This window comes from Pseudomonas sp. SMN5 (genome assembly GCF_052041925.1).
In the GTDB taxonomy this organism is placed as follows: domain Bacteria; phylum Pseudomonadota; class Gammaproteobacteria; order Pseudomonadales; family Pseudomonadaceae; genus Aquipseudomonas.
This window is the reverse complement of sequence record NZ_JBKGGX010000014.1, coordinates 14,031-34,367: the sequence shown is the minus strand read 5'-3', so window position 1 is coordinate 34,367 and position 20,337 is coordinate 14,031. Positions and strand designations below refer to the sequence as shown.

21 protein-coding genes and 1 pseudogene are annotated in these 20,337 nt (G+C 61.1%); 7 read left to right on the top strand and 15 right to left on the bottom strand.

Features of this window, described 5'->3' with window-relative positions; genetic code table 11:
* Positions 1–351 precede the first annotated feature (351 nt).
* A pseudogene (locus ACLEJR_RS15600) lies at positions 352–527 on the top strand (type II toxin-antitoxin system HicA family toxin); the annotation flags it as partial.
* A 40-nt stretch (positions 528–567) separates the two neighbouring features.
* Positions 568–978 (top strand): type II toxin-antitoxin system HicB family antitoxin, encoded by a 411-nt coding sequence (locus ACLEJR_RS15595; RefSeq protein WP_440814918.1) that lies wholly within the window; start codon positions 568–570, stop codon positions 976–978.
* Positions 979–1,093: 115 nt separating this feature from the next.
* Here ACLEJR_RS15595 and ACLEJR_RS15590 read toward each other — a convergent pair whose 3' ends face one another.
* Positions 1,094–1,240, bottom strand: coding sequence for a hypothetical protein (locus ACLEJR_RS15590; RefSeq protein ID WP_440799342.1), 147 nt, complete (start codon positions 1,238–1,240; stop codon positions 1,094–1,096).
* 176 nt (positions 1,241–1,416) lie between these two features.
* On the opposite strand from ACLEJR_RS15590, the gene ACLEJR_RS15585 reads away from it, so the two are divergent.
* The gene (locus ACLEJR_RS15585; protein ID WP_440799339.1) at positions 1,417–1,821 is read left to right on the top strand and encodes a low affinity iron permease family protein; all 405 of its coding nucleotides are present in this window, start codon (positions 1,417–1,419) and stop codon (positions 1,819–1,821) included.
* A 51-nt stretch (positions 1,822–1,872) separates the two neighbouring features.
* Here ACLEJR_RS15585 and ACLEJR_RS15580 read toward each other — a convergent pair whose 3' ends face one another.
* The 3 genes from ACLEJR_RS15580 to fos form a co-directional block, all read right to left on the bottom strand.
* Positions 1,873–2,781 carry an SDR family oxidoreductase gene (locus ACLEJR_RS15580; RefSeq protein WP_440799336.1) on the bottom strand — a complete coding sequence of 303 codons (909 nt, stop codon included), beginning with the start codon at positions 2,779–2,781 and terminating at the stop codon, positions 1,873–1,875.
* A 75-nt stretch (positions 2,782–2,856) separates the two neighbouring features.
* The gene (locus ACLEJR_RS15575; RefSeq protein ID WP_440799333.1) at positions 2,857–3,360 is read right to left on the bottom strand and encodes a DUF4142 domain-containing protein; all 504 of its coding nucleotides are present in this window, start codon (positions 3,358–3,360) and stop codon (positions 2,857–2,859) included.
* Between the two features lie 274 nt (positions 3,361–3,634).
* Complete coding sequence (fos, locus tag ACLEJR_RS15570) at positions 3,635–4,051, bottom strand: fosfomycin resistance glutathione transferase (RefSeq protein WP_440799330.1); 417 nt, start codon at positions 4,049–4,051, stop codon at positions 3,635–3,637.
* Between the two features lie 255 nt (positions 4,052–4,306).
* Here fos and ACLEJR_RS15565 point away from each other — a divergent pair, with 255 nt between their 5' ends.
* Together ACLEJR_RS15565 and ACLEJR_RS15560 are read left to right on the top strand one after the other, a co-directional pair.
* Positions 4,307–5,542 (top strand): aminotransferase class I/II-fold pyridoxal phosphate-dependent enzyme, encoded by a 1,236-nt coding sequence (locus ACLEJR_RS15565; protein ID WP_440814917.1) that lies wholly within the window; start codon positions 4,307–4,309, stop codon positions 5,540–5,542.
* A gap of 13 nt (positions 5,543–5,555) precedes the next feature.
* The gene (locus tag ACLEJR_RS15560) at positions 5,556–6,719 is read left to right on the top strand and encodes an MFS transporter (RefSeq protein WP_440814915.1); all 1,164 of its coding nucleotides are present in this window, start codon (positions 5,556–5,558) and stop codon (positions 6,717–6,719) included.
* On the opposite strand, the gene yiaY is transcribed toward ACLEJR_RS15560, so the two are convergent.
* Complete coding sequence (gene yiaY / locus ACLEJR_RS15555) at positions 6,716–7,864, bottom strand: L-threonine dehydrogenase (RefSeq protein WP_440814913.1); 1,149 nt, start codon at positions 7,862–7,864, stop codon at positions 6,716–6,718. The genes ACLEJR_RS15560 and yiaY overlap by 4 nt on opposite strands.
* A gap of 158 nt (positions 7,865–8,022) precedes the next feature.
* Here yiaY and ACLEJR_RS15550 point away from each other — a divergent pair, with 158 nt between their 5' ends.
* Entirely contained in the window at positions 8,023–9,042 is a 1,020-nt protein-coding gene (locus ACLEJR_RS15550; protein ID WP_440814912.1) for a DUF4917 family protein, read from the top strand.
* Positions 9,043–9,280: 238 nt separating this feature from the next.
* On the opposite strand, the gene ACLEJR_RS15545 is transcribed toward ACLEJR_RS15550, so the two are convergent.
* The 6 genes from ACLEJR_RS15545 to ACLEJR_RS15520 form a co-directional block, all read right to left on the bottom strand.
* Complete coding sequence (locus ACLEJR_RS15545; protein ID WP_440814911.1) at positions 9,281–9,625, bottom strand: YegP family protein; 345 nt, start codon at positions 9,623–9,625, stop codon at positions 9,281–9,283.
* Between the two features lie 81 nt (positions 9,626–9,706).
* Positions 9,707–10,288: a DJ-1/PfpI family protein gene (locus ACLEJR_RS15540; RefSeq protein ID WP_440814909.1), complete on the bottom strand. Its 582-nt coding sequence runs from the start codon at positions 10,286–10,288 to the stop codon at positions 9,707–9,709.
* 225 nt (positions 10,289–10,513) lie between these two features.
* Positions 10,514–11,731, bottom strand: coding sequence for a class I SAM-dependent methyltransferase (locus tag ACLEJR_RS15535; RefSeq protein WP_440799317.1), 1,218 nt, complete (start codon positions 11,729–11,731; stop codon positions 10,514–10,516).
* A 269-nt stretch (positions 11,732–12,000) separates the two neighbouring features.
* Complete coding sequence (locus ACLEJR_RS15530; protein WP_440814907.1) at positions 12,001–12,618, bottom strand: TPM domain-containing protein; 618 nt, start codon at positions 12,616–12,618, stop codon at positions 12,001–12,003.
* A gap of 28 nt (positions 12,619–12,646) precedes the next feature.
* Positions 12,647–13,414 carry a TPM domain-containing protein gene (locus ACLEJR_RS15525; protein ID WP_440814905.1) on the bottom strand — a complete coding sequence of 256 codons (768 nt, stop codon included), beginning with the start codon at positions 13,412–13,414 and terminating at the stop codon, positions 12,647–12,649.
* A gap of 43 nt (positions 13,415–13,457) precedes the next feature.
* The gene (locus ACLEJR_RS15520) at positions 13,458–14,066 is read right to left on the bottom strand and encodes a LemA family protein (RefSeq protein ID WP_440814903.1); all 609 of its coding nucleotides are present in this window, start codon (positions 14,064–14,066) and stop codon (positions 13,458–13,460) included.
* A 261-nt stretch (positions 14,067–14,327) separates the two neighbouring features.
* Here ACLEJR_RS15520 and bglX point away from each other — a divergent pair, with 261 nt between their 5' ends.
* Positions 14,328–16,619, top strand: a complete 2,292-nt coding sequence (gene bglX / locus ACLEJR_RS15515; protein WP_440814901.1) for a beta-glucosidase BglX — start codon at positions 14,328–14,330, stop codon at positions 16,617–16,619.
* Between the two features lie 132 nt (positions 16,620–16,751).
* On the opposite strand, the gene ACLEJR_RS15510 is transcribed toward bglX, so the two are convergent.
* From ACLEJR_RS15510 to ACLEJR_RS15495, 4 genes are all read right to left on the bottom strand, one after another.
* Positions 16,752–17,909: a phospholipase D-like domain-containing protein gene (locus ACLEJR_RS15510; RefSeq protein WP_440814899.1), complete on the bottom strand. Its 1,158-nt coding sequence runs from the start codon at positions 17,907–17,909 to the stop codon at positions 16,752–16,754.
* 1 nt (position 17,910) lies between these two features.
* A complete protein-coding gene (locus tag ACLEJR_RS15505) occupies positions 17,911–18,501 on the bottom strand; it encodes a YceI family protein (RefSeq protein ID WP_440814897.1) in 591 nt (196 codons plus the stop codon).
* 276 nt (positions 18,502–18,777) lie between these two features.
* A complete protein-coding gene (locus ACLEJR_RS15500) occupies positions 18,778–19,089 on the bottom strand; it encodes an amidase (RefSeq protein ID WP_440814895.1) in 312 nt (103 codons plus the stop codon).
* A complete protein-coding gene (locus ACLEJR_RS15495) occupies positions 19,086–20,180 on the bottom strand; it encodes a serine hydrolase domain-containing protein (protein ID WP_440814893.1) in 1,095 nt (364 codons plus the stop codon). The genes ACLEJR_RS15500 and ACLEJR_RS15495 overlap by 4 nt, the downstream gene beginning before the upstream one ends.
* Positions 20,181–20,337: the final 157 nt, after the last annotated feature.

Genomic DNA, 20,337 nt, shown 5'->3' with positions numbered 1-20,337 from the left:
TCTTCGCCATTGCAGGTAGCGCATTAGCATGGGGTACTAGGGGTCGAGTAGACCTTTTTTCGTCGCCACCTCACCCGCCTTTGCCTGATACGTGACGACCGGCCAGATCCCACCAGCATTCAAATAGAGCCGGTCCACCGTGACCGGTTTTCATGTCCCCATTTGAGCCACAATCCCCTCATCACATCCCGAAATAACCCGCTCATTCCTCCCGCATTCCTTACGGGACGCGGCTTCTACACTTGTGTACAAACAACTCACCCACCCGCCAGCGTCGACTCTGGTGGTTATAGTGTTGATCATTCATTTTCAGTAGGTATAGTAACCACAAGCACACCACACGGAGGTGTAGTGAATAGTCGATTTTTGATAAGCCAGATTATTGCGGACGGTTGGTACCTGGTGCGGTCCGAGGCAGCCATCATCACTTCAAACACCCCACCAAACCGGGACTGGTGACCGTCCCCCACCTAAAGAAGGACCTGCTCAAGAAAACCGCCATCAGTATTTTGCAACAGGCTCTACTCCTACCAGCCCGTTGCCCTACTCCCCCGAAGGACGATGAACATGCTGTACCCGATTGCAATCTCCATGGGTGATGAAACCCACGCATGGGGTGTTGAAGTACCTGACATTCCCGGTTGTTTTTCCGCTGGCGACGACCTGGACGACGCCATGGCAATGGCGCGTGAAGCCATTGAGGGGCACTTTGAGATTTTGGCTGAGGATGGCTCGCCGATTCCGTCAGCCAGTACCGTCACCTTGCATGCGGCCAATCCACAATATGCCGGTTGCGCCTGGGCGCTGGTGGACATTGATGTGACCAAGTACCTGGGCAAGGCGCAGAAGCTCAATATCACGTTGCCAGGCTATCTGCTGAACCGCATTGATGAGTATGTGCTGCACCATCCTGAGGAAAAAAGCCGGTCGGGTTTCCTGGCTTCGGCGGCATTGAAAGTGCTGCAGCAAGGGCGCTGAGAGAAAAGCGCGTGCTCGCGATGGTGTTGGATAAGCAGCATTGGGATTGACTGAAATACCGCTATCGCGAGCAGGCTCGCTCCCACAGGTCTTGCGACAGTCATAAAATGGCGATCTATTTTTTCTCCGCCCCGGACTCTTTCATCTGCACCGAAGACTTGGCGCCGTCGGTATTGTCCTTGGTCTCGTTACCCGAGTTGTCGAAGCAGCCTTGCAGGGCGAACAGGCAACAAGCGAGGCAGAAAGTGCGTGTGAGGTTCATGGTGTACTCCAGCTGAGGGCTTTAAGGAGTGACCTGCGGGTGCGGCAAATGGTTGCGACGGAGTTCGGGCCGGACGATGAAACGTGCGATCGATGGCGAAGTTGAAATGTAAGCAGAATTTTCACCGCTTCGTTGCTGTCACACCAGACAGGTGCATCCCATAAGGAAACACAGCAATGACCTTCGCAAAAGTCGCTCAGAAATTGGCTCTTTGGGCGGGCAGCCCCCGGACGTTTTTGGGGGCCCTGGTGTTACTGGTGCTTTGGGCTATCAGTGGTCCCTACTTCCAGTTCAACGACACCTGGCAACTGATCATTAATACCTCGACGACGATCATTACCTTCCTGATGGTGTTCCTGATCCAGAATACGCAAAACCGCGACACCGATATCCTGCATCTGAAGATCGATGAATTATTGCGCGCCACCAAGGAAGCGCAGAACGCGATGCTCGGGCTCGAGTCGCTGGACCTAAAGCAGCTCGAAGCCCTGCGCAAGCATTACCAGGCCATGGGACAAGACGAAGCCCAGACACTTGAAGGCCTTGAGAAGAAAAGCAAGATTGACCTGAACCAGTGTTGAGCCTGACGCGGAGGTTGTTTACGCATCCTCCGCGCCGACTGCTGCCGGTCATCAGGGCAACGGATTCCCTCCCGTCACGCCGAACACCTCACCGGTGATATAGCTCGATTCCTGCGACGCCAGCAGCACATAGAGCGGTGCGCATTCGGCCGGTTGGCCGGGCCGCTTCATCGGTACCTGGGAGCCAAAGGTCGGAATTTTCTCCTGCGGTTGACCGCCACTGGGTTGCAGCACGGTCCAGATCGGTCCCGGCGCCACCGCGTTGACTCGGATGCCCTTGCCGATGACCTGCCCGGCCAGTGCTTTGGTGAATGCGACGATGGCAGCCTTGGTGGTGGCGTAATCGAGCAGCGTCGCGGACGGATCGTAGGATTGGATCGACGCCGTGTTGATGATCGTCGCCCCCGCCGGCATGAGCGGCACCGCTGTCTTGCAAAGCCAGAACATCGCGTAAATGTTGGTTTTCATGGTGTCGTCGAACTGGGCGGTGGTGATGTCGGCAATGTCTTTCTGTGCCTCTTGCTTGCCGGCCACGTTCACCAGGATATCCAGGCCGCCGAGTTGCTCATGGGCACTTTTCACTAGCCGGACGCAGAAGGCTTCGTCCTTGAGATCGCCTGGGATAGCGATGGCCTTGCGGCCCTCGGCTTCGATCAGCTCGATCACTTGGCGCGCATCACGCTCTTCACTGGGCAAGTAATTGATCGCCACATCAGCCCCTTCCCGGGCATAAGCGATGGCGGCGGCGCGACCGATGCCCGAGTCCCCGCCGGTAATCAGCGCCTTGCGCCCTTGCAGACGACCGAAGCCTTGATAGGTTTTTTCGCCGTGATCCGGCTTGGGCACCATGTCCTGGTCAATGCCGGGTGGCGACTGCGGTTGGTCGGGAAACGGCGGGCGAGGATATTGAGTCAACGGGTTCTGCATCGCGTATTGGTTGGGTTCTCGGCGTGTAGACATCGAGGTTCTCCTTGTCGGCGGGCAAGATGAGCCGGGGGATGAACACCCCGGCCTGAATGTATGCGGTGCCGCAAATCAGCGACTGGCCTGGAGCGCCCTGGCCATCTCGAGATGGGTTTGCAACTTAGGCAAGGTTTCGTCGGCGAAAGCCTTGATTTCCGGCACTTCGGTGGTCTGTGCCTCCTGCTGGATCTGCGCGATCGCTTCCTCAGTGGCCTTGACCTGGCTGGCGGCATAAGCGGCCTCGAACGACTCGCCTTCCTGCACCTGCGGGATCAAGCTCTTGGCCTTGTCCGCCACTTCCTCTCGGGGCGCGACCGGCAAGTCGAGCTTCTTGGCGATCTTCGCCAGATGTTGATTGGCGGTGGTGCGGTCGTTGATCACCATGATGGTGTAATCCTTGACCTCCCTGGATTCGGCTTTGCCGTGTGCCATGCGACTGGCTTCGATGTCGGCCATGCCCTTGGCCGACGCATCGTCGATGAATTCGGCAGGCGATTGGGCCCAGGCACTACTGGCGCCCAGCCCCATCAATACGACAAGACTGGTGGTGTGGAAAAAGGTGGCTATCCGGCTCATGGTCGCGCCCTCCTCTGATAAATGGTGGTGGTTTCCCACCGTTGAATCTGAACCACCTGAGTGTCCAGTGACGGGTCGTGAGGGTGGTTCTCCCACAATGTGCGACCCGCTCCAGATACCTTGGTTCGATCACGGGCCATGTTCGCGGCGAGTGGGACCCGCCTGATGTTCGAAAGAGCCTGGGCATCAAAGGTTTGAAAAAATGACCGACGCCACGACGAACGGTGGCGCGCAATCAGATGCCGACATGCTGCGCCTGCCTGATGAACCCCTTTTACGATTCTGTAAAAAACTCCATTCCAGCATAAGGCGCCTGCCGGCAGGCCTTGAGCCGTGACGCCAGGTCGCCGACGTGCACCTCAAGCTTGTGCCCGTCCGGGTCGAGAAAATAGAACGAGTCCCCTTCGCTGCGGTTGTCTCGCCATGACCGCACCTGCGCCGTGCCCAACTGCTCTACCAGCATTGGGAAGTGTCCAGCGCTGATGCTGAACGCGTAATGGGTGTAATCCGCCATCGGCTCGGTCTTGCGCGACGGGTCGAGCGACAGGCACAACCACAGCCCAGGCAGCGACAGATAAGCCCCATCGTCCCACCTGGCCTCAAGGCGAAGCTGCAACAGCTCGTGATAGAAGACCAGGCTTCGGTCCAGGTCAGTGACGGCAAGGGTCAGGTGGTTGAGGCCTGAGAGCATTGGAACAACCTCCGAAAATGACGAAGAAGCGCCCTTTTAGCTTGGGCGCGCTGCCTGGTGTTCAGGGCTCCAGCACCCTACAGGGATTCGCCGCCCAGCCCTTTAGGCAAAGTCCTACGCAGAATTCTCCAGTAACACTCAAACATGCCGGAAACGGACGATTCAAAGTCCTGCACGAGGATCTGTAAAGTCTGGACACGCACTTATCGCTTCACCCACGGACAGCCCCCCCCCACCAAGGAATGTAATCGCGCCATGAACCAGACTGCACAGCCGGCCCATCACTTCACCAACTATCGCAAAGTCATTTCCCTCGCCGACCAGGACTGGCAGAGCGCAGAAGCCGGGAAAATCTCTGGCCTCAATGTCGAGGTCAAGGCCGCCAATGTCCTGCTCGACCAATATGGCCGGACCTTCCACCACTTCTGCACCACGTCCTACCTGGGCCTGGATTACCATCCAGCGTTGCTGGACGGCGCCATGACCGCCGTGTGGGACACCGGGACTCTGCGTGTCGCCAATTCGAAGAACCGCTGCAAGCTGGCGATCCTGGATCAGTATGAGACCCAACTGTCGGAGCTGTTTGGCGCCAGTTGCCTTAGCGCCCTGTCCTGCAGCGCTGCGAGCGCCGGAGTGCTGCCGCTGCTGGCCAGTGGCGCCTTTACCGACAATCGAGCGCCCGTAATGGTGTTCGACAGACATGCCCATTATTCGATGAACCACAGCAAGGCCAGCTGCGCCGACGAAACCCGGGTCATCACTTGTCCTCACAACGACATGGACTTCATCGAAGACCTGTGCAAACAGCAGCGCGACGTGGCCTACGTTGCCGACGGCGCCTACAGCATGGGCGGCGTGGCGGATCTGGATAGCCTGCTGTATCTCAAGCAGCGTTACGGCCTGTTCCTTTATCTGGATGACTCCCACGCGCTGTCCGCGGTCGGCGAGCGCGGCGCCGGCCTGGTTCGCCCACGCTTGCACGCCATGGACGAACGCACTCTGATCGTGGCGTCCCTGGCCAAGTCTTTTGGCGCCAGTGGCGGGCTGATCATGTTCGGCTGCGAAAGGCACAAAGCCCTGGTGCAACGCTACGGCGGACCGAGCAACTGGTCCCAGAGCCTTAACGCCGCGGCCATAGGCGCCGGAATGGCCTCGATCCGCTTGCACAAAGGTCGAGAATTAAGCGCCCTGCAGGAGCGTTTGCAGGCTAATATCCGCCTCTTGGACAGCCTCATACGAACCGGCCAGCGGGGCAGTGCCATGGCGATCCGTCTGGTGCCCTGCGGTGAAGCAGCCCTGGCAAACAGCGTGGCCGTCGAACTGGCCGAGCTGGGGTATTTTATCTCCGCGGTGTTCTTCCCCGTGGTGCCGCAAGGCGAGGCAGCGATCCGCATCACCTTGCGCGCCGATATGGAGCCGGAGGTGATTCGCGATTTCTGCCGGAAAGTCACCGACCTGCTGCTGCGCCACGGGCGGGACATACGCCCCTGATACGAGCCACTTGATGAAAAACCGTACCACCCTGATCGTCACCTGCTCCACGGTTTTCCTGGCACAGTTGGGCATGAGCATTTATCTGCCAGCCCTGCCGGATATCGCCCGGGACCTTGGCGCCGATGCATCGCGGGTGTCATGGGGCTTGTCGGTGTACCTGATCGGCATGGCGCTGCCCATGTTGCTGTGGGGCACGCTGAGCCAGCGCCTGGGACGCAAGCCGGTGCTGCTGGCGGCGCTGGGGCTGTACGGCCTGGGCAACCTGGCCTTGCCGCTGGGCACGACGGTGGAGGCGTTTCTGGCGTTCAGGTTGATCCAGGGCATCGGTGCGAGCGGTATTTCAGTGATGGCGCGGGTGTTGATCCGAGACAGTTTCAGCGGCGACCTGCTGGCCAAGGCACTGTCCTGGATATCGATTGCCTTTGTCATCGCCCTGGGCATTGGTCAATACCTGGGGGCGTTGATCCAGTCTGCATTCGGTTGGAAGGCCATTTTTCATGGGTTGGGCGCAGTAAGTCTAGTCATGGCAGCAGTCGTGTCCCGGGCCGCTTTCGCACGATTGATGAACACCGGTGACGAGCAATCGGCCTGGCATATCTACGGACAACTGCTCAGGGCTCGGAGCTTTTTGCTGCCAGCCTTGGCCGGTGGGCTCGGCTACGGGGTAATCGTCGCGTTCAACACCGCCGCGCCGCTGATTCTGCAGGAAAGCTTTCACTGGACGTCCATCGAGTACGGTCTGTTGGGCTGGCCGATCAGTGCGGCATATCTACTCGGTGCCCTGGCGGTGAACGCCTTTGTGCTGCGCACCGGCCAGCGGCGGATGATGGGTTGGGGCATCGCACTGGTGCTGGGCGGCAGCGCGACCATGCTGGCGGGCAGTGCCGCCCTGGGCAGCATCGCCCTGCTCTTCTGGCTGCCGTATTGCTTTGCGGTCTTCGGCCAGTCGTTGAACTACCCCATCAGCCTGTCCCTGGCGAACGAAGGTTCACCGGTGGCGGGCGCCTATGCCATGGCGTTGAGCGGGTTCGTGCATCAATTGATGGCAGCGGGTATCGGCGCCCTGGCCAGCCTGTTGTTGAACCAACAGGCCTGGCCGCTGGCGGCGTTGTGCACGTTGCTGGCGATGGCAGCGTCGCTGTGTGCCAGGCTCATGCCCGCGCGGAACAGTTAGAACGCGTTGCGGAAGATTTCCTCGATCTGCCGCTGATCCGCTGCCCTTGGGTTGGTCAGGCCGCAGGCGTCCTTCAGAGCGTTGGCGGCCAATACCGGTACGTCGTTGAGGCGTACGCCCAATGCCCGCAGACCGGGCGGGATGTCCACGTCCTGAGCCAGGCTGCGAATCGCCGCGATGGCGGCCTGGGCGCCTTCCTCGGCGCTGGAAACAACTGTGTCGACTGCCAAGGCCCGGCCCACATCCGCCAATCGAGCCGCGCACACCGAAGCGTTGAAACTCTGCACATGAGGCAGTAGAACCGCGTTGCACACGCCATGGGGCAGATCATAAAAACCACCCAACTGATGGGCCATCGCATGCACGAAACCCAGCGAAGCATTGTTGAACGCCATCCCGGCCAGAAACTGTGCGTAAGCCATGTTTTCCCGCGCCGCCAGGTCACCGCCGTCGCGCACCGCCAGCCGCAGGTTGTTGCTGATCAGGGTGATGGCTTTCAGGGCGCAAGCGTCGGTGATCGGGTTGGCGGCAGTGGAGACGTAGGCCTCGATTGCATGGGTCAGCGCGTCCATCCCGGTCGCAGCTGTCAGGCTCTTGGGCATCGCCGCCATCAGGGCCGGATCGTTCACCGACATCAGCGGCGTCACGTTGCGATCGACGATCGCCATTTTCACGTGCCGGACTTCGTCGGTGATGATGCAAAAACGGGTCATTTCGCTGGCGGTGCCGGCCGTGGTGTTGATGGCGATCAGCGGCAGTTGCGGCTTGCTGGAGCGGTCAACGCCTTCGTAGTCCCGAATTTGCCCGCCGTTGGTGGCACACAGGGCGATGCCCTTGGCGCAATCGTGGGGCGAACCGCCGCCCAGCGACACGATGAAGTCGCACCGGCTCTCCTTGAGCAACCCGAGCCCGAGCTCGACATTGGCAATACTCGGGTTAGGCTTGGCACCGTCGAAAATCACCGAGTCGACATCCTGCGCTGCCAGCAACCCGGCAATCCGCCCGGCAACACCGGCCCTGGCCAGCCCCGCGTCGGTGACGATCAGCGCCTTGCGAAAACCGTAGTTGCGAATAGCGGTCATGGCCTCGTCGAGGCAACCCAGACCCATGATATTCACGGCGGGGATGAAGAAAGTGCTGCTCATGGTCACACGCTCCTGGAAGAGGCCGGATCGGCGGGGGCCTACAGGATTGACCGAGTAGTCACGACGTATCTTGATCTGGCTCAAGACTGGGTCGTGATAAAGTCGCGCCCTGCCCCTCTGGCACGTTTGAAAAGCCACGTTTTGAGAAGATCCTCGCCATGACCGATTTCCAGGAATACGACGCCCGCCTCGAAGACTGGCAAGCCCTGCGCGCCGGCACTGCTTTCAGCGGCCTGCTGGTAGGCAACGGTGCCAGTCGCGCAGTGTGGGACGATTTCGGCTATGACTCGCTGTTCGAGAACGCCCGCACCGTCGAGGAAAAACCCCTGGGCCCATCGGAACTGAGCGTGTTCGACGCGATGCAGACCCGCAGCTTCGAACAGGTGCTCGGTGCGCTGAAGATCACCAGCCGGGTCAACAAGGCCCTGGCCGTCAGCTCCGCCGCACCGCGCAATCGCTATTACGCTATCAAGGAAGCGCTGATCAACACCGTGCATGCGATGCACATCCCATGGCGACTGGTTCAACCGCAGACCCTGGCGACGCTCCATCAGGAATTGAGCCGCTATTGCACGGTGTTCACCACCAATTACGACCTGCTCAATTACTGGGCGATCCAACACGCGCCCGGAACGGTCACGGACCTGTTCCATGGCAACGACCACAGTTTCGACCTGAGCCAGGCGGCGACCGATAAACCACGCCTGCTGTACCTGCACGGGGGCCTGCACCTGGTACGCAACCAGGACGGCACCGCGCGCAAGCTCACGTCTACCGAAGGCACGCTGCTGGGCAATTTCGCGATCAACAACACCTTGAAGACCCTCGACGATGTGCCGCTGTTCGTCAATGAGGGACCCAGCGAGGACAAGCTCAAGACCATCCGCAGCTCCGATTACCTGTCGTTCTGCTACGACCAGTTGCTGCACCACGGCGACAACCTGTGCCTGTTCGGCCACGCCCTCGGCGAGCAGGACCGGCACATCGTCCATGCCCTGCGCCAGGCAGCCCCCAAGACCGTGGCGATCTCCATCTATCCTCGCAGCGCGGCGTTCATCCAGCATCAGAAGCGGCATTACACCAAGGTGTTCCAAGGGCTTGCGGTGGAGCTGCGGTTCTTCGATGCCAAGAGCCATCCGCTGGGAGATGTGGAGCTGTCAGTGCCGGTTGAGGTTTAACTGCGGTTTTCAGGCCGACACGGCCTCCTCACCCTTCAAGCCAACATGGCTCCTGCAGAGAGGATCAGCCTTCAAGCCGACACCGTCCTATGTGGCGACGGAGCTTGCTCCCGCTCGGCTGCGAAGCAGTCGCGATTTCGCAAACTCGTCGTCGGGTATGAAATCGAAGGGGACCGCTTCGCGGTCCGGCGGGAGCAAGCTCCCTCGCCACAAAAGCGACATGCCTGGACCTGGCGGCTCAAAGCGCAACCAAGGTCTTGTCCTTGATGATCGTCGTTGCCCCATTGGCCTTGACGCTGGCGATGCCCTTTTCCCGGGCCGCCTCGGATGAGTAGGTTTCGCTGCTGCCGATCAATTCGTGGTGGGCGGCCTTGAGATTGAAGTACGGATGGCCGTCCCGCGTGGCCTTGAGTTCGTAACATTCGGCCAGTTGGCTGTTCTTCTGCACCGCAGCGATGCCGCCCTCCACACCGCTGTGGGTGGTGTAAAGCTCGCTGGTCAAGATGGTTTCGGCGTTGGCGGCCTTGAGCACAAACCGGAACTGACCGGTGCTGCTTTTGCTGATCTCATACCACCCAGACATGATTTCCCTCCTGACGATCAAGGCATGCCCGGACAGTAAAGACCGGCGGCGCCAGCCCTGCCAGTCCCGTTCGCCGCCTGGCTACAAAGTGATGGCCGTGCCCAGCAGGGTCAGGAACCCCGCCAGCCAGTTCGGGTGGGCCGGCCAGGCCGGCGCGGTCGCCAGGTTGCCCTGGATGTGACCTTCGGTCACGGGAATGTCGATGTAGGTGCCCCCAGCCAATCGCACTTCCGGGGCGCACGCCGGATAGGCACTGCACTCTCGGCCTTCGAGGATTCCCGCCGCCGCCAGCAGTTGGGCACCGTGGCACACCGAGGCAATCGGCTTACCGGCCAGATCGAAATCGCGCACCAGTTGCAGGACCTTTTCGTTCAGCCGCAGGTATTCCGGTGCACGTCCGCCCGGTATCAGCAGCGCGTCATAGTCCACGGCCTCGACACTCGCGAAGTCATGATTGAGCGCGAACAGATGCCCGGGCTTTTCACTGTAGGTCTGGTCGCCTTCAAAATCGTGGATCGCCGTGCGCACCGTCTGCCCGGCGCGTTTGTCCGGGCACACGGCGTGCACGGTGTGGCCGATCATCTGCAAGGCCTGGAACGGCACCATGACTTCATAATCTTCGACGTAATCGCCGACCAGCATCAGGATTTTCTTCGCGGCCATGGTTGGGCTCCTTTGGCAATGCGTGAGTGGGAACGCATTAAAGGTAGTCCGGGAAGTCGTGACAGGCGCGATTAGCCGTCATGACCTGACGGGTTGCACGCGGGTGAACGCGAAGATGCCTTGTGGGAGCGAGCCTGCTCGCGATGGCGGTGGGTCAGCCATTGACTCGCTGACTGACACTGCGCCATCGCGAGCAGGCTCGCTCCCACAGGGGTTCGGTGGTGGTCAGGCGAGATAACCGTCCGCCCGCAACAGCGTTTCCAGACAATGTTCGGTGATGTGGTAGAACGCCTTCAGCTCGTCGATCCGGGCCAGCAACTCGGTAGGGTCGCTCGGTTCGGCGCGCTTGACCGCCAGGATCATCTTGTTCTTGTTGGTGTGTTCCAGGGAGATGAATTCGAACACCTTGGTCTCGTAGCCGCAGGCTTCCAGGAACAGCGCCCGCAGGCTGTCGGTGACCATTTCCGCCTGCTGGCCCAGGTGCAGGCCGTATTGCAGCATTGGTTTGAGCAAACTCGGGCTCTGGATTTGCAGGCGGATCTGCTTGTGGCAGCACGGCGAGCACATGATGATCGAAGCGCCCGAGCGGATGCCCATGTGGATTGCGTAGTCGGTGGCAATGTCGCAGGCGTGCAGGGCGATCATCACGTCCACCGCGCTCGGCGCCACGCTGCGCACGTCACCGTGCTGGAAACTCAGGCCCGGGTGCTCCAGTCGCGCGGCAGCTTCGTTGCACAGCTTGACCATGTCTTCACGCAGTTCCACGCCGGTCACCAGGCCTTCGGCCTGCAAGGTGTTGCGCAGGTAATCGTGGATCGCGAACGTGAGGTAACCCTTGCCCGAACCGAAATCCGAGACCCGCACCGGTCTGTCCAGGGCCAGCGGTGAAGACGTCAGCGCGTGGCTGAACACTTCGATGAACTTGTTGATCTGCTTCCACTTGCGCGACATCGCCGGGATCAGCTCGTGCTTGTGGTTGGTCACGCCCAGGTCGGCCAGGAACGGCCGGCTCAGGTCGAGGAAGCGATTCTTCTCGCGGTTGTGCTCGGCCGACGGCACCTCCCGCAATTGCTGGGGCTTGCTCTTGAACAGTGAGCTCTTGCCCTTTTTGCTGTACTCCAGTTGCGCCTCGTCGGTGACCGCCAGCAAGTGGGCGTTCTTGAACGACGCCGGCAAGAGCGCGGCGATGGTTTCCACGCCTTCGCCCAGGGGGAAGTTCCGAGTGATGTCGCGGGTCTTGTAGCGATAGACAAAGGACAGGCACGGTTGGCCTTTGACCGTCAGCTGCTTGATGATCAGCCGTTGCAGGTCCGCTTCTTCACCCACGTACTTGGCCAGCACCAGTTTGATGAAAGCGTTCTGCGCCAGGCTGGTTTGCAGCAGCTCGATGAACTGGGCGTGATGATCCGGCGCGGGACGGGCGGGAGTTGCGGTGGCGGACATGAAAAAGCGGCCTCGGGGCGGGCGAATCGGAAAATGGTGGGTATTTTAGGGGGGATGGGGTGTGAGGGCACGGGAAAATTCCCGAACGGTGAAATCCGGACAATGCCATCCACCACCTGGCTTTCGTGGCGAGGGAGCTTGCTCCCGCTGGACCGCACAGCGGTCCTCTGCGTTTTAGCTGGCAAGACCATTACGGCTGCTTCGCAGCCGAGCGGGAGCAAGCTCCCTCGCCACAAAAGCGCCTGTGCGTCCGCGACCGGGGCGAAACCTTAGCCCAGCACCACCAGCCGATTCGGCAACTCATTGCGTTCATGCGTCACCGGTACATGCTCCTTGAGCAATTCACCGCAGGCTTCGATGCAACTCACAAAGCCCTGAAGCGTCTGGCCCTGGCGGACTTGTTGGGTGAACGCCGCGACGATGGCGTCCCAGTTCCTGTTGTCGAGTCGTTTGGAAATACCCTCGTCGACCAGGATTTCCACGTACCGCTCGGCCTCGCAGACAAAGATCAGCATCCCCGTGCTGCCCACCGTGTGGTGCAGGTTCTGTTCGAGAAATTGCCGGCGCGCCAGGTTCGAAGCCCGCCAATGCCGCACGGAACGGGGAACCAGGTGGGTGGTGACCTTGGGAATGCGGAACACCAGGCACAACACGATGAAGCTGATCCATTGCACCAGCAGCAGGCTGTGCATGGCCAGCCACCCAGTGAGGTAATGCACCACGCCGGGGACCACCAACGCGAAGAGGCTGGCCCACAGCAATGGGATGTAGGCATAGTCGTCGGCACGGGCGGCGAGCACCGTGACCAGTTCGGCATCGGTATCGCGCTCGACTCGGGCAATGGCCTCGGCGACCTTGCGTTGTTCGTGTTCAGTCAGTAATGCCATGGTTAGAAATGCCTGCTCATTATTATTGTCACCAGCCGCCCGACGAACCGCCGCCTCCAAAACTGCCTCCGCCGCCGCGAAAATCATCGTCGCTGCTGCTGGAACTGTCATTGCTGCTGGACTCGCCGCCAGAGCTGCTCCGGCTGGAGCCACCGGTGCTGACGCTGACCGAAGGCAGGATTCCGAGCATCTGCCCCAGCATGACGGTGGTGATAAACAGCATGATCAGGAACACAAACAACCACGGATGGCGGTGGGCGAAATCCCCTTGATCCTCATCATCGGTGTTGTAGGCCTGGGCCGGTTCGTCCAGCGGGCTGCCGCCCAGCACCACCAGCATCGCCGCCACGCCATCGCTGATGCCTTTGCTGAAATCGCCGGTCTTGAACGCAGGCGTGATCACCTGATTGATAATCACCGAACTCTGGGCATCGGTCAGGCGATCTTCCAGGCCATAGCCCACTTCGATGCGCAGTTTACGGTCATCGCGCGCAACGATCAGCAATGCGCCGTTGTTTTTATCCTTCTGCCCGATCCCCCAATGGCGCCCCAACAGATACCCGAAGTCTTCGATCCTGGCACCTTGCAGGTCAGGCAGGGTGACGACCACCACTTGTTCGCCGGTGGCCTGTTCATGGGCCTTGAGTTGCCCCTCCAACTGCGCCCGCACCGAGGGTTCGAGCAACTGGGCGCTGTCCACTACCCGCCCGGTCAGCGCCGGGAATTTCAATTCGGCCTGGGCCGTGACTGCGAACACCCAGAGCAACAGCACCAGGCCAAACTTCAACACACGCATTGGAACCTCTTCCCTGGTAATGCCTTGGCTTGCATAGCGTCGATCAGAATTTCACCTGCGGCGCTTTTTCCGCGTCGGGGCTGGTGGCCTCGAAGGTCTGGCGCAGCGGCAGGTCGCTGTACATCACGCTGTGCCACAGGCGCCCCGGGAACGTTCGAATTTCAGTGTTGTATTTCTGGACCGCCAGGATGAAGTCGCGGCGAGCTACGGCGATGCGGTTCTCGGTGCCTTCGAGCTGCGATTGCAGGGCGAGGAAATTCTGGTTGGCCTTGAGCTCCGGATAACGTTCGGATACCACCATCAACCGACTCAACGCGCCGCTCAACTGATCCTGGGCCTGTTGGAACTGCTTGAGTTTCTCGGGGTTGTCTAGGGTATTGACGTCCACCTGGATCGAAGTGGCCTTGGCCCGTGCTTCAACCACCGCCGTGAGCGTGTCCTGCTCGTGCTGGGCGTACCCCTTGACGGTTTCCACCAGGTTGGGGATCAGGTCGGCGCGGCGCTGGTACTGATTCTGCACCTGGCCCCAGGCGGCCTTGGCCTGCTCGTCCAGGGTCGGAATATTGTTGATGCCGCAACCGGCCAACAGCGTGGTGAACAGCATCAGCGCCAGCACCTGCACGCCGGTGCGCTGTTTGAGTCGTAGATTCATCGGGTGAAGCTCTCCCTTGCCTTACATTGAAAACACAGCCACCTATCTCACCGGCACCTGGGGCATAATCGGCCGCCGCGCTGGATTGAATCGGATCGATGGGCTAAAAAATGCGCAGTGCGAAACCACAGTGCGAACTATCTTCAGCCCCATGGGTTCGAAAGTGTGCTGTATTTGACCGAACAACAATAGCCGCTCCTTATATTTTGGCTGACCGGCGTGTCCTGATCACCGCCCTTTAGGCTTGCGAGAAAACTATTCATGAAGAAGCTGTGTTTGCTGGGCCTGTTTGTCAGTCTTGCCAGTCAATCCGTATTTGCCGACAACGTTCCAGCCCCCATGGAGAACAAGGAAGCGTTCATCAGTAACCTGATGAAGCAGATGACCCTCGAAGAAAAGATCGGCCAGCTGCGGCTGATCAGCATCGGCCCGGAAATGCCCCGAGAGCTGATTCGCAAGGAAATCGCCGCCGGCAACATCGGCGCCACGTTCAACTCCATCACTCGCGCCGAAAACCGTCCGATGCAGGACGCGGCCATGCGCAGCCGGTTGAAGATCCCGATGTTCTTCGCCTATGACGTAATCCACGGCCACCGCACCATTTTCCCGATTCCCCTGGCCCTGGCCTCAAGCTGGGACATGGACGCCATTTACCATTCCGGCCGGATTGCCGCTCAGGAAGCCGCCGCTGACAGCCTCGACATCACTTTCGCGCCGATGGTCGACATTTCCCGCGACCCACGCTGGGGCCGCACCTCCGAAGGTTTTGGCGAAGACACTTACCTGGTGTCGCGCATTGCCGCAGTGATGGTCAAGGCGTTCCAGGGCACCGGCACCAACGCCGCCGACAGCATCATGGCCAGCGTCAAGCACTTCGCCCTGTACGGCGCGGTGGAAGGCGGCCGGGACTACAACATCGTGGACATGAGCCCGATGAAAATGTACCAGGACTACCTGCCGCCCTACCGCGCCGCCATCGACGCCGGCGCGGGCGGGGTGATGGTCGCGCTGAACTCCATCAACGGCGTGCCGGCCACCGCCAACACCTGGCTGATGAACGACCTGCTGCGCAAGCAATGGGGCTTCAAGGGCCTGGCGGTCAGTGACCACGGTGCGATTTTCGAGCTGATCAATCACGGCGTCGCCCGGGACGGTCGCGAAGCGGCGAAGCTGGCGATCAAGGCCGGCATCCACATGAGCATGAACGATTCGCTGTACGGCAAGGAACTGCCCGGCTTGCTCAAGTCCGGTGAAATCGAGCAGAGCGATATCGATAACGCCGTGCACGAAGTACTCGCGGCCAAGTACGACATGGGTCTGTTCAAGGACCCGTACCTGCGCATCGGCAAGGCCGAAGACGATCCGGCCGACACCTACGCCGAAAACCGCCTGCACCGCGCCGACGCCCGGGACGTAGCGCGCCGCAGCATGGTGCTGCTGGAAAACCGCAACCAGACCCTGCCGCTGAAAAAGGATGCCAGGATTGCCCTGGTCGGCCCGCTCGCCAAGGCACCGATCGACATGATGGGCAGTTGGGCCGCCGCCGGGCGCCCGGCACAGTCGGTCACGCTGTTCGACGGTATGAGCCGGGCCTTGGGCGGTGACGCGAAATTCATCTACGCCCGTGGCGCCAACATCACTGGCGATAAGAAGGTGCTCGACTACCTGAACTTCCTCAACTTCGACGCTCCGGAAGTGGTGGACGACCCGCGCCCGGCCCAGGTGCTGATCGACGAAGCGGTGAAAGCCGCCAAGGAGGCCGATGTAGTGGTGGCCGCCGTGGGTGAGTCCCGTGGCATGTCCCATGAATCGTCGAGCCGCACCGACCTGAACATCCCCGCCAGCCAGCGCGAGCTGCTCAAGGCCCTCAAGGCCACCGGCAAGCCGCTGGTGCTGGTGCTGATGAACGGCCGCCCACTGTCGTTGCTCGAAGAACAACAGCAGGCCGATGCGATCCTGGAAACCTGGTTCAGCGGCACCGAAGGCGGCAACGCCATCGCTGACGTACTGTTCGGCGACTACAACCCGTCGGGCAAGCTACCGATTACCTTCCCACGCTCGGTGGGCCAGATTCCTACCTACTACAACCACCTGAGCATCGGACGGCCCTTCACGCCAGGCAAACCGGGCAACTACACCTCGCAGTACTTCGATGACATCACGGGCCCGCTCTATCCGTTCGGCTACGGCTTGAGCTACACCGAATTCAGCCTGTCGGACATGGCCCTGTCGGCCACCACACTGAACAAGACCGGCCAGCTCGATGCCAGCGTGACCGTGGAGAACACCGGCAAGCGAGACGGCGAGACCGTGGTGCAGCTGTACATCCAGGACGTGGCCGGTTCGGTGATCCGCCCGGTCAAGGAGCTGAAAAACTTCCGCAAGGTCATGCTCAAGGCCGGTGAGAAGAAGGTCGTTCACTTCACCATCAGCGAAGACGACCTGAAGTTCTTCAACGCCCAGCTCAAGTACGCAGCCGAGCCGGGCAAGTTCAACGTGCAGATCGGATTGGATTCCAGGGATGTGAAACAGCAGAGTTTTGAGTTGCTCTGATTCCCAGGCAACACAAAACCCATGTGGGAGCGAGCTTGCTCGCGATAGCGGCTTAACATTCAACTTAGATGTTGAACATCAGACCGCCATCGCGAGCAAGCTCGCTCCCACAGTTGTATCTGGGTGTTCAGGCTAGCCCCGTCGCCCCAGCAGGTTCACCACCACCCGATCCACCAACCCCCACACCCGCTGCTTGAACCGCTTCCACAGCGGCCGGCGCTGCCAGGCGTCGAGGCTGACTTGCAGGCTCTGGGCGAAATCGCGTTCGAAACTTGCCGCCACCGCACGACTGAGCCCGGTGTCCAGGGCTTCGAGGTTGGCCTCCAGGTTGAAGCGCAGGTTCCAGTGATCGAAGTTGCATGAGCCGATGCTGACCCAATCGTCCACCAGCACCATTTTCAAATGCAGGAAGCACGGCTGGTATTCGAAGATCTTCACCCCGGCCTTGAGCAATCGCGGGTAGTAACGGTGCCCGGCGTAGCGCACCGACGGGTGATCGGTGCGCGGCCCGGTGAGCAACAGCCGCACGTCGATGCCGCGGGCGGCGGCCTTGCGCAGCGAACGGCGCACGTTCCAGGTCGGCAGGAAATACGGGGTCGCCATCCAGATGCGTTTCTGTCCGCTGTTCAACGCCCGGGACAGCGATTGCAGAATGTCGCGGTGCTGACGGGCGTCGGCATACGCCACCCGACCGATGCCCTCGCCCACCGGAGGAACCCGCGGCAGGCGCGGCAAGCCGAAGTTGGACGCCGGCTTCCAGGCCCGGCGATGCCGGTTGGCGATCCACTGGCGGTCGAACAGCAACTGCCAGTCGAGCACCAGCGGGCCGACGATTTCCACCATGACCTCATGCCACTCGCTGCGGTCATCGAGGGGGTTCCAGAATTCATCGGTCACCCCGGTGCCACCGACCACGGCCAGGCGCTGGTCCACCAGTAACAGCTTGCGGTGATCGCGGTAGAGGTTGCGCACCCAGCGCCGCCAGCTCAGGCGGTTATAGAACCGCAGCTCAACCCCGGCCTCGATCAGGCGGTTGCGCAGACTGAGAGTAAACGCCAGGCTGCCATAGTCATCGAACAGACAACGCACCCGCACGCCACGCTCAGCGGCCTGAACCAGCGCCTGCACCATCGCCTCGGCGCACGCTCCGGCCTCCACCAGGTACAGCTCCAGTTCGACCTGTTCCTGGGCGCGGGCGATTTCCACCAACATACGCGGAAAAAACTGCGGGCCATCGATCAACAGCTCGAAGCGATTGCCTTCGCGCCAGGGAAAAACCGGGCCGCCCACGTCAGCGCGCCGTAAAGATCAGCACCGCGTTCACCGGCACCGAAAGGCTGATGGCTGACAACCCGGCCAGGTTGCGCAATTTTTCCAGGCCCGGCGCGAGGTCGAAATCCGCCGCGTTGAGCACCACCGGCTCCAACGTCACCACTTGGAACCGTCGTTCATCCAGGCGCGTCGCCAACAGTTCGACGTTGTATTCGTGCTGCTTGCCGTGCAGGTTCACCGTCAGCGGCAGGCGCAGTTCCAATTGCGCACCGTTGGCCAGGTCCTGGATCGGCGCGAGATTGATCTGCGCGGTGGCGGTGGCCTCGGCAAATTGCTTGATCTCGAACAGCTCGGCGCGCATGCGCTCGTCCCGCAGGGGAATGCCGCTGTTGATCGACTCCAGCTCCACTTCAAGACGCGCCAGTCCATCGGGTTGGACTTGACCGTGCAGCACCAGGAAACGCTGGACTTCGGAGACATTGCCGTTCTTGCTGCTGATAAACGACAGCCGCGACGACTCACCGTCCAGGTACCAGTCGGCCCGGACCGGCAGCACAGCGCCGGCCAGCAGCAAGGTCGCGACAGCAAGAGAAAAAGACCGCTTGAACATAAACACTCGGAAGGCAGATAAACCTGTGGCGAACCTTAACCGGGCCGAGGGCGCTTGCAAACTGTCTGTTTCGACAGTTGTCCTGCATCTGACATTCATTGTTCAGCCCGGGGACTGGTCAACACCTGTGGCGAGGGAGCTTGCTCCCGCTGGGCTGGGCTTGCACTCCAGTGCGCAGCACTCGCGAAATTGTTCAGACGAGCAAAAACCGGGGCTGCTTCGCAGCCCAGCGGGAGCAAGCTCCATCGCCACAACGGCGGTCGCGGCGTGCCGGTTTTACGGCTCCAGCCGACACCCCTGCCGCTCCCCTATCCACCGCGCACTGTTGCTACGCCCAAGCCCGCTGACGGTGATGCGTTTCGCCTCGGGGCTCTCGAAAAAATCACTGATGGGCACCGACTGCTTTACATAGCCCCGGCAATACTCGGCCGGTTGCTGCATCACGTAGCGGCACGAGCAATACTCCTTGGCGGTGTAGGCGCTGATGATGTCGGGAAAGGCTCGCAGCTCCACCCGTTCGAGCCAGACCCACGCCAACAACGCCACAAACAGCGCCAGCATCAGCGTAAGAACCACTTTGCGCTTCATGGTTGCACCATCCCGGCGAACGCGGCCATGGCCCGCTTGAGCAGTTCGTTGTGGCGATAGCTGCCGTCGCGGTCATCGCCGTAGCGCACGATCACCAGCCGCGCGCTGGGAATGACGTACAGCGCCTGGCCCCAATGCCCCAGTGCGGCGAAGGTGTCCGCCGGCGCATCGGGCCATGGACGCAGCGTCGGGTCGGCGGCGCGGTTGAGCCACCAGTGGCCGCCGGGCACGGCCTCGTCCTGGCCGGCCTGGAAATACGCGAAAGGCTCACGGTTGAAGGCGACCCATTCCCTGGGGATCAGCTGCCGTCCGCCCCAGCGACCGTCGCGTTGCATCAACAGACCGACCCGCGCCAGATCCCGCGCCGTGAGGTAGGCATAGGATGACCCGACGAAAGTGCCGCTGGCGTCGGTCTCCCAAGTGGCGTGGTGAATCCCCAACGGTTCGAACAGCGCCGTCCACGGATAATCGGCATAGCGTGCCGGGCCGACGATATTCTTCAGTGCGGCCGCCAGCAGGTTGCTGTCGCCGCTGGAGTACCGGAACACCCGCCCCGGCGAGCTGAAGCTCGGATGCTGCGCGGTGAACGCCGCCATGTCGCGGCGCCCGCGGGTGTAGAGCATCGCCACCACGGAAGAATTGAGCGGCGCGTATTCGTAGTCTTCCTGCCAGTCCAGGCCCGACGCCCAGTGGAACAGGTCGGCGAGGGTCATGGCCGGGTGCTTGCTCAGCGCCGGGTAGTAGTTGACGACCGGGTCTTGCAGGCCGAATCGCTTTTCACCGTAGGCCACGCCGAACAGCGTGGCCAACAGGCTTTTGCTGATGGACCAAGTCAGGTGCGGGGTCTCGGCGCCGGTCGCTCCGGCGTAGCGCTCGTAGACCAGGCGACCGTCCTGGATCACCAGCAGCGCGTCGGTGCGGATGCCTTGGCGGGTGACATCGTCCCGGGCCGGGAAAGCGTAGTGTTCCAAGGTTTCGATGGCTGGTCCGGTGGGGCGCGGTGCGGTCGGCCATTGTTCGCCGGGCCAGTCTTCGGCATGGGCGCTCAGGTTGAGCAGCAGGAATGGGATCAGCAGCCAGCCTTTGGACATGGATGGGGGCTCGCAGGATTGAACCTGCTGAGCCTAGTCAGGGTTGATGACAGTTTGGATGTTGGGTGCTTCCCTATGCGAGCTCCTTTACAAAACCTGTGGGAGCGAGCCTGCTCGCGATAGCGCCAGGTCAGTCGCCATCACATTGGCTGATACA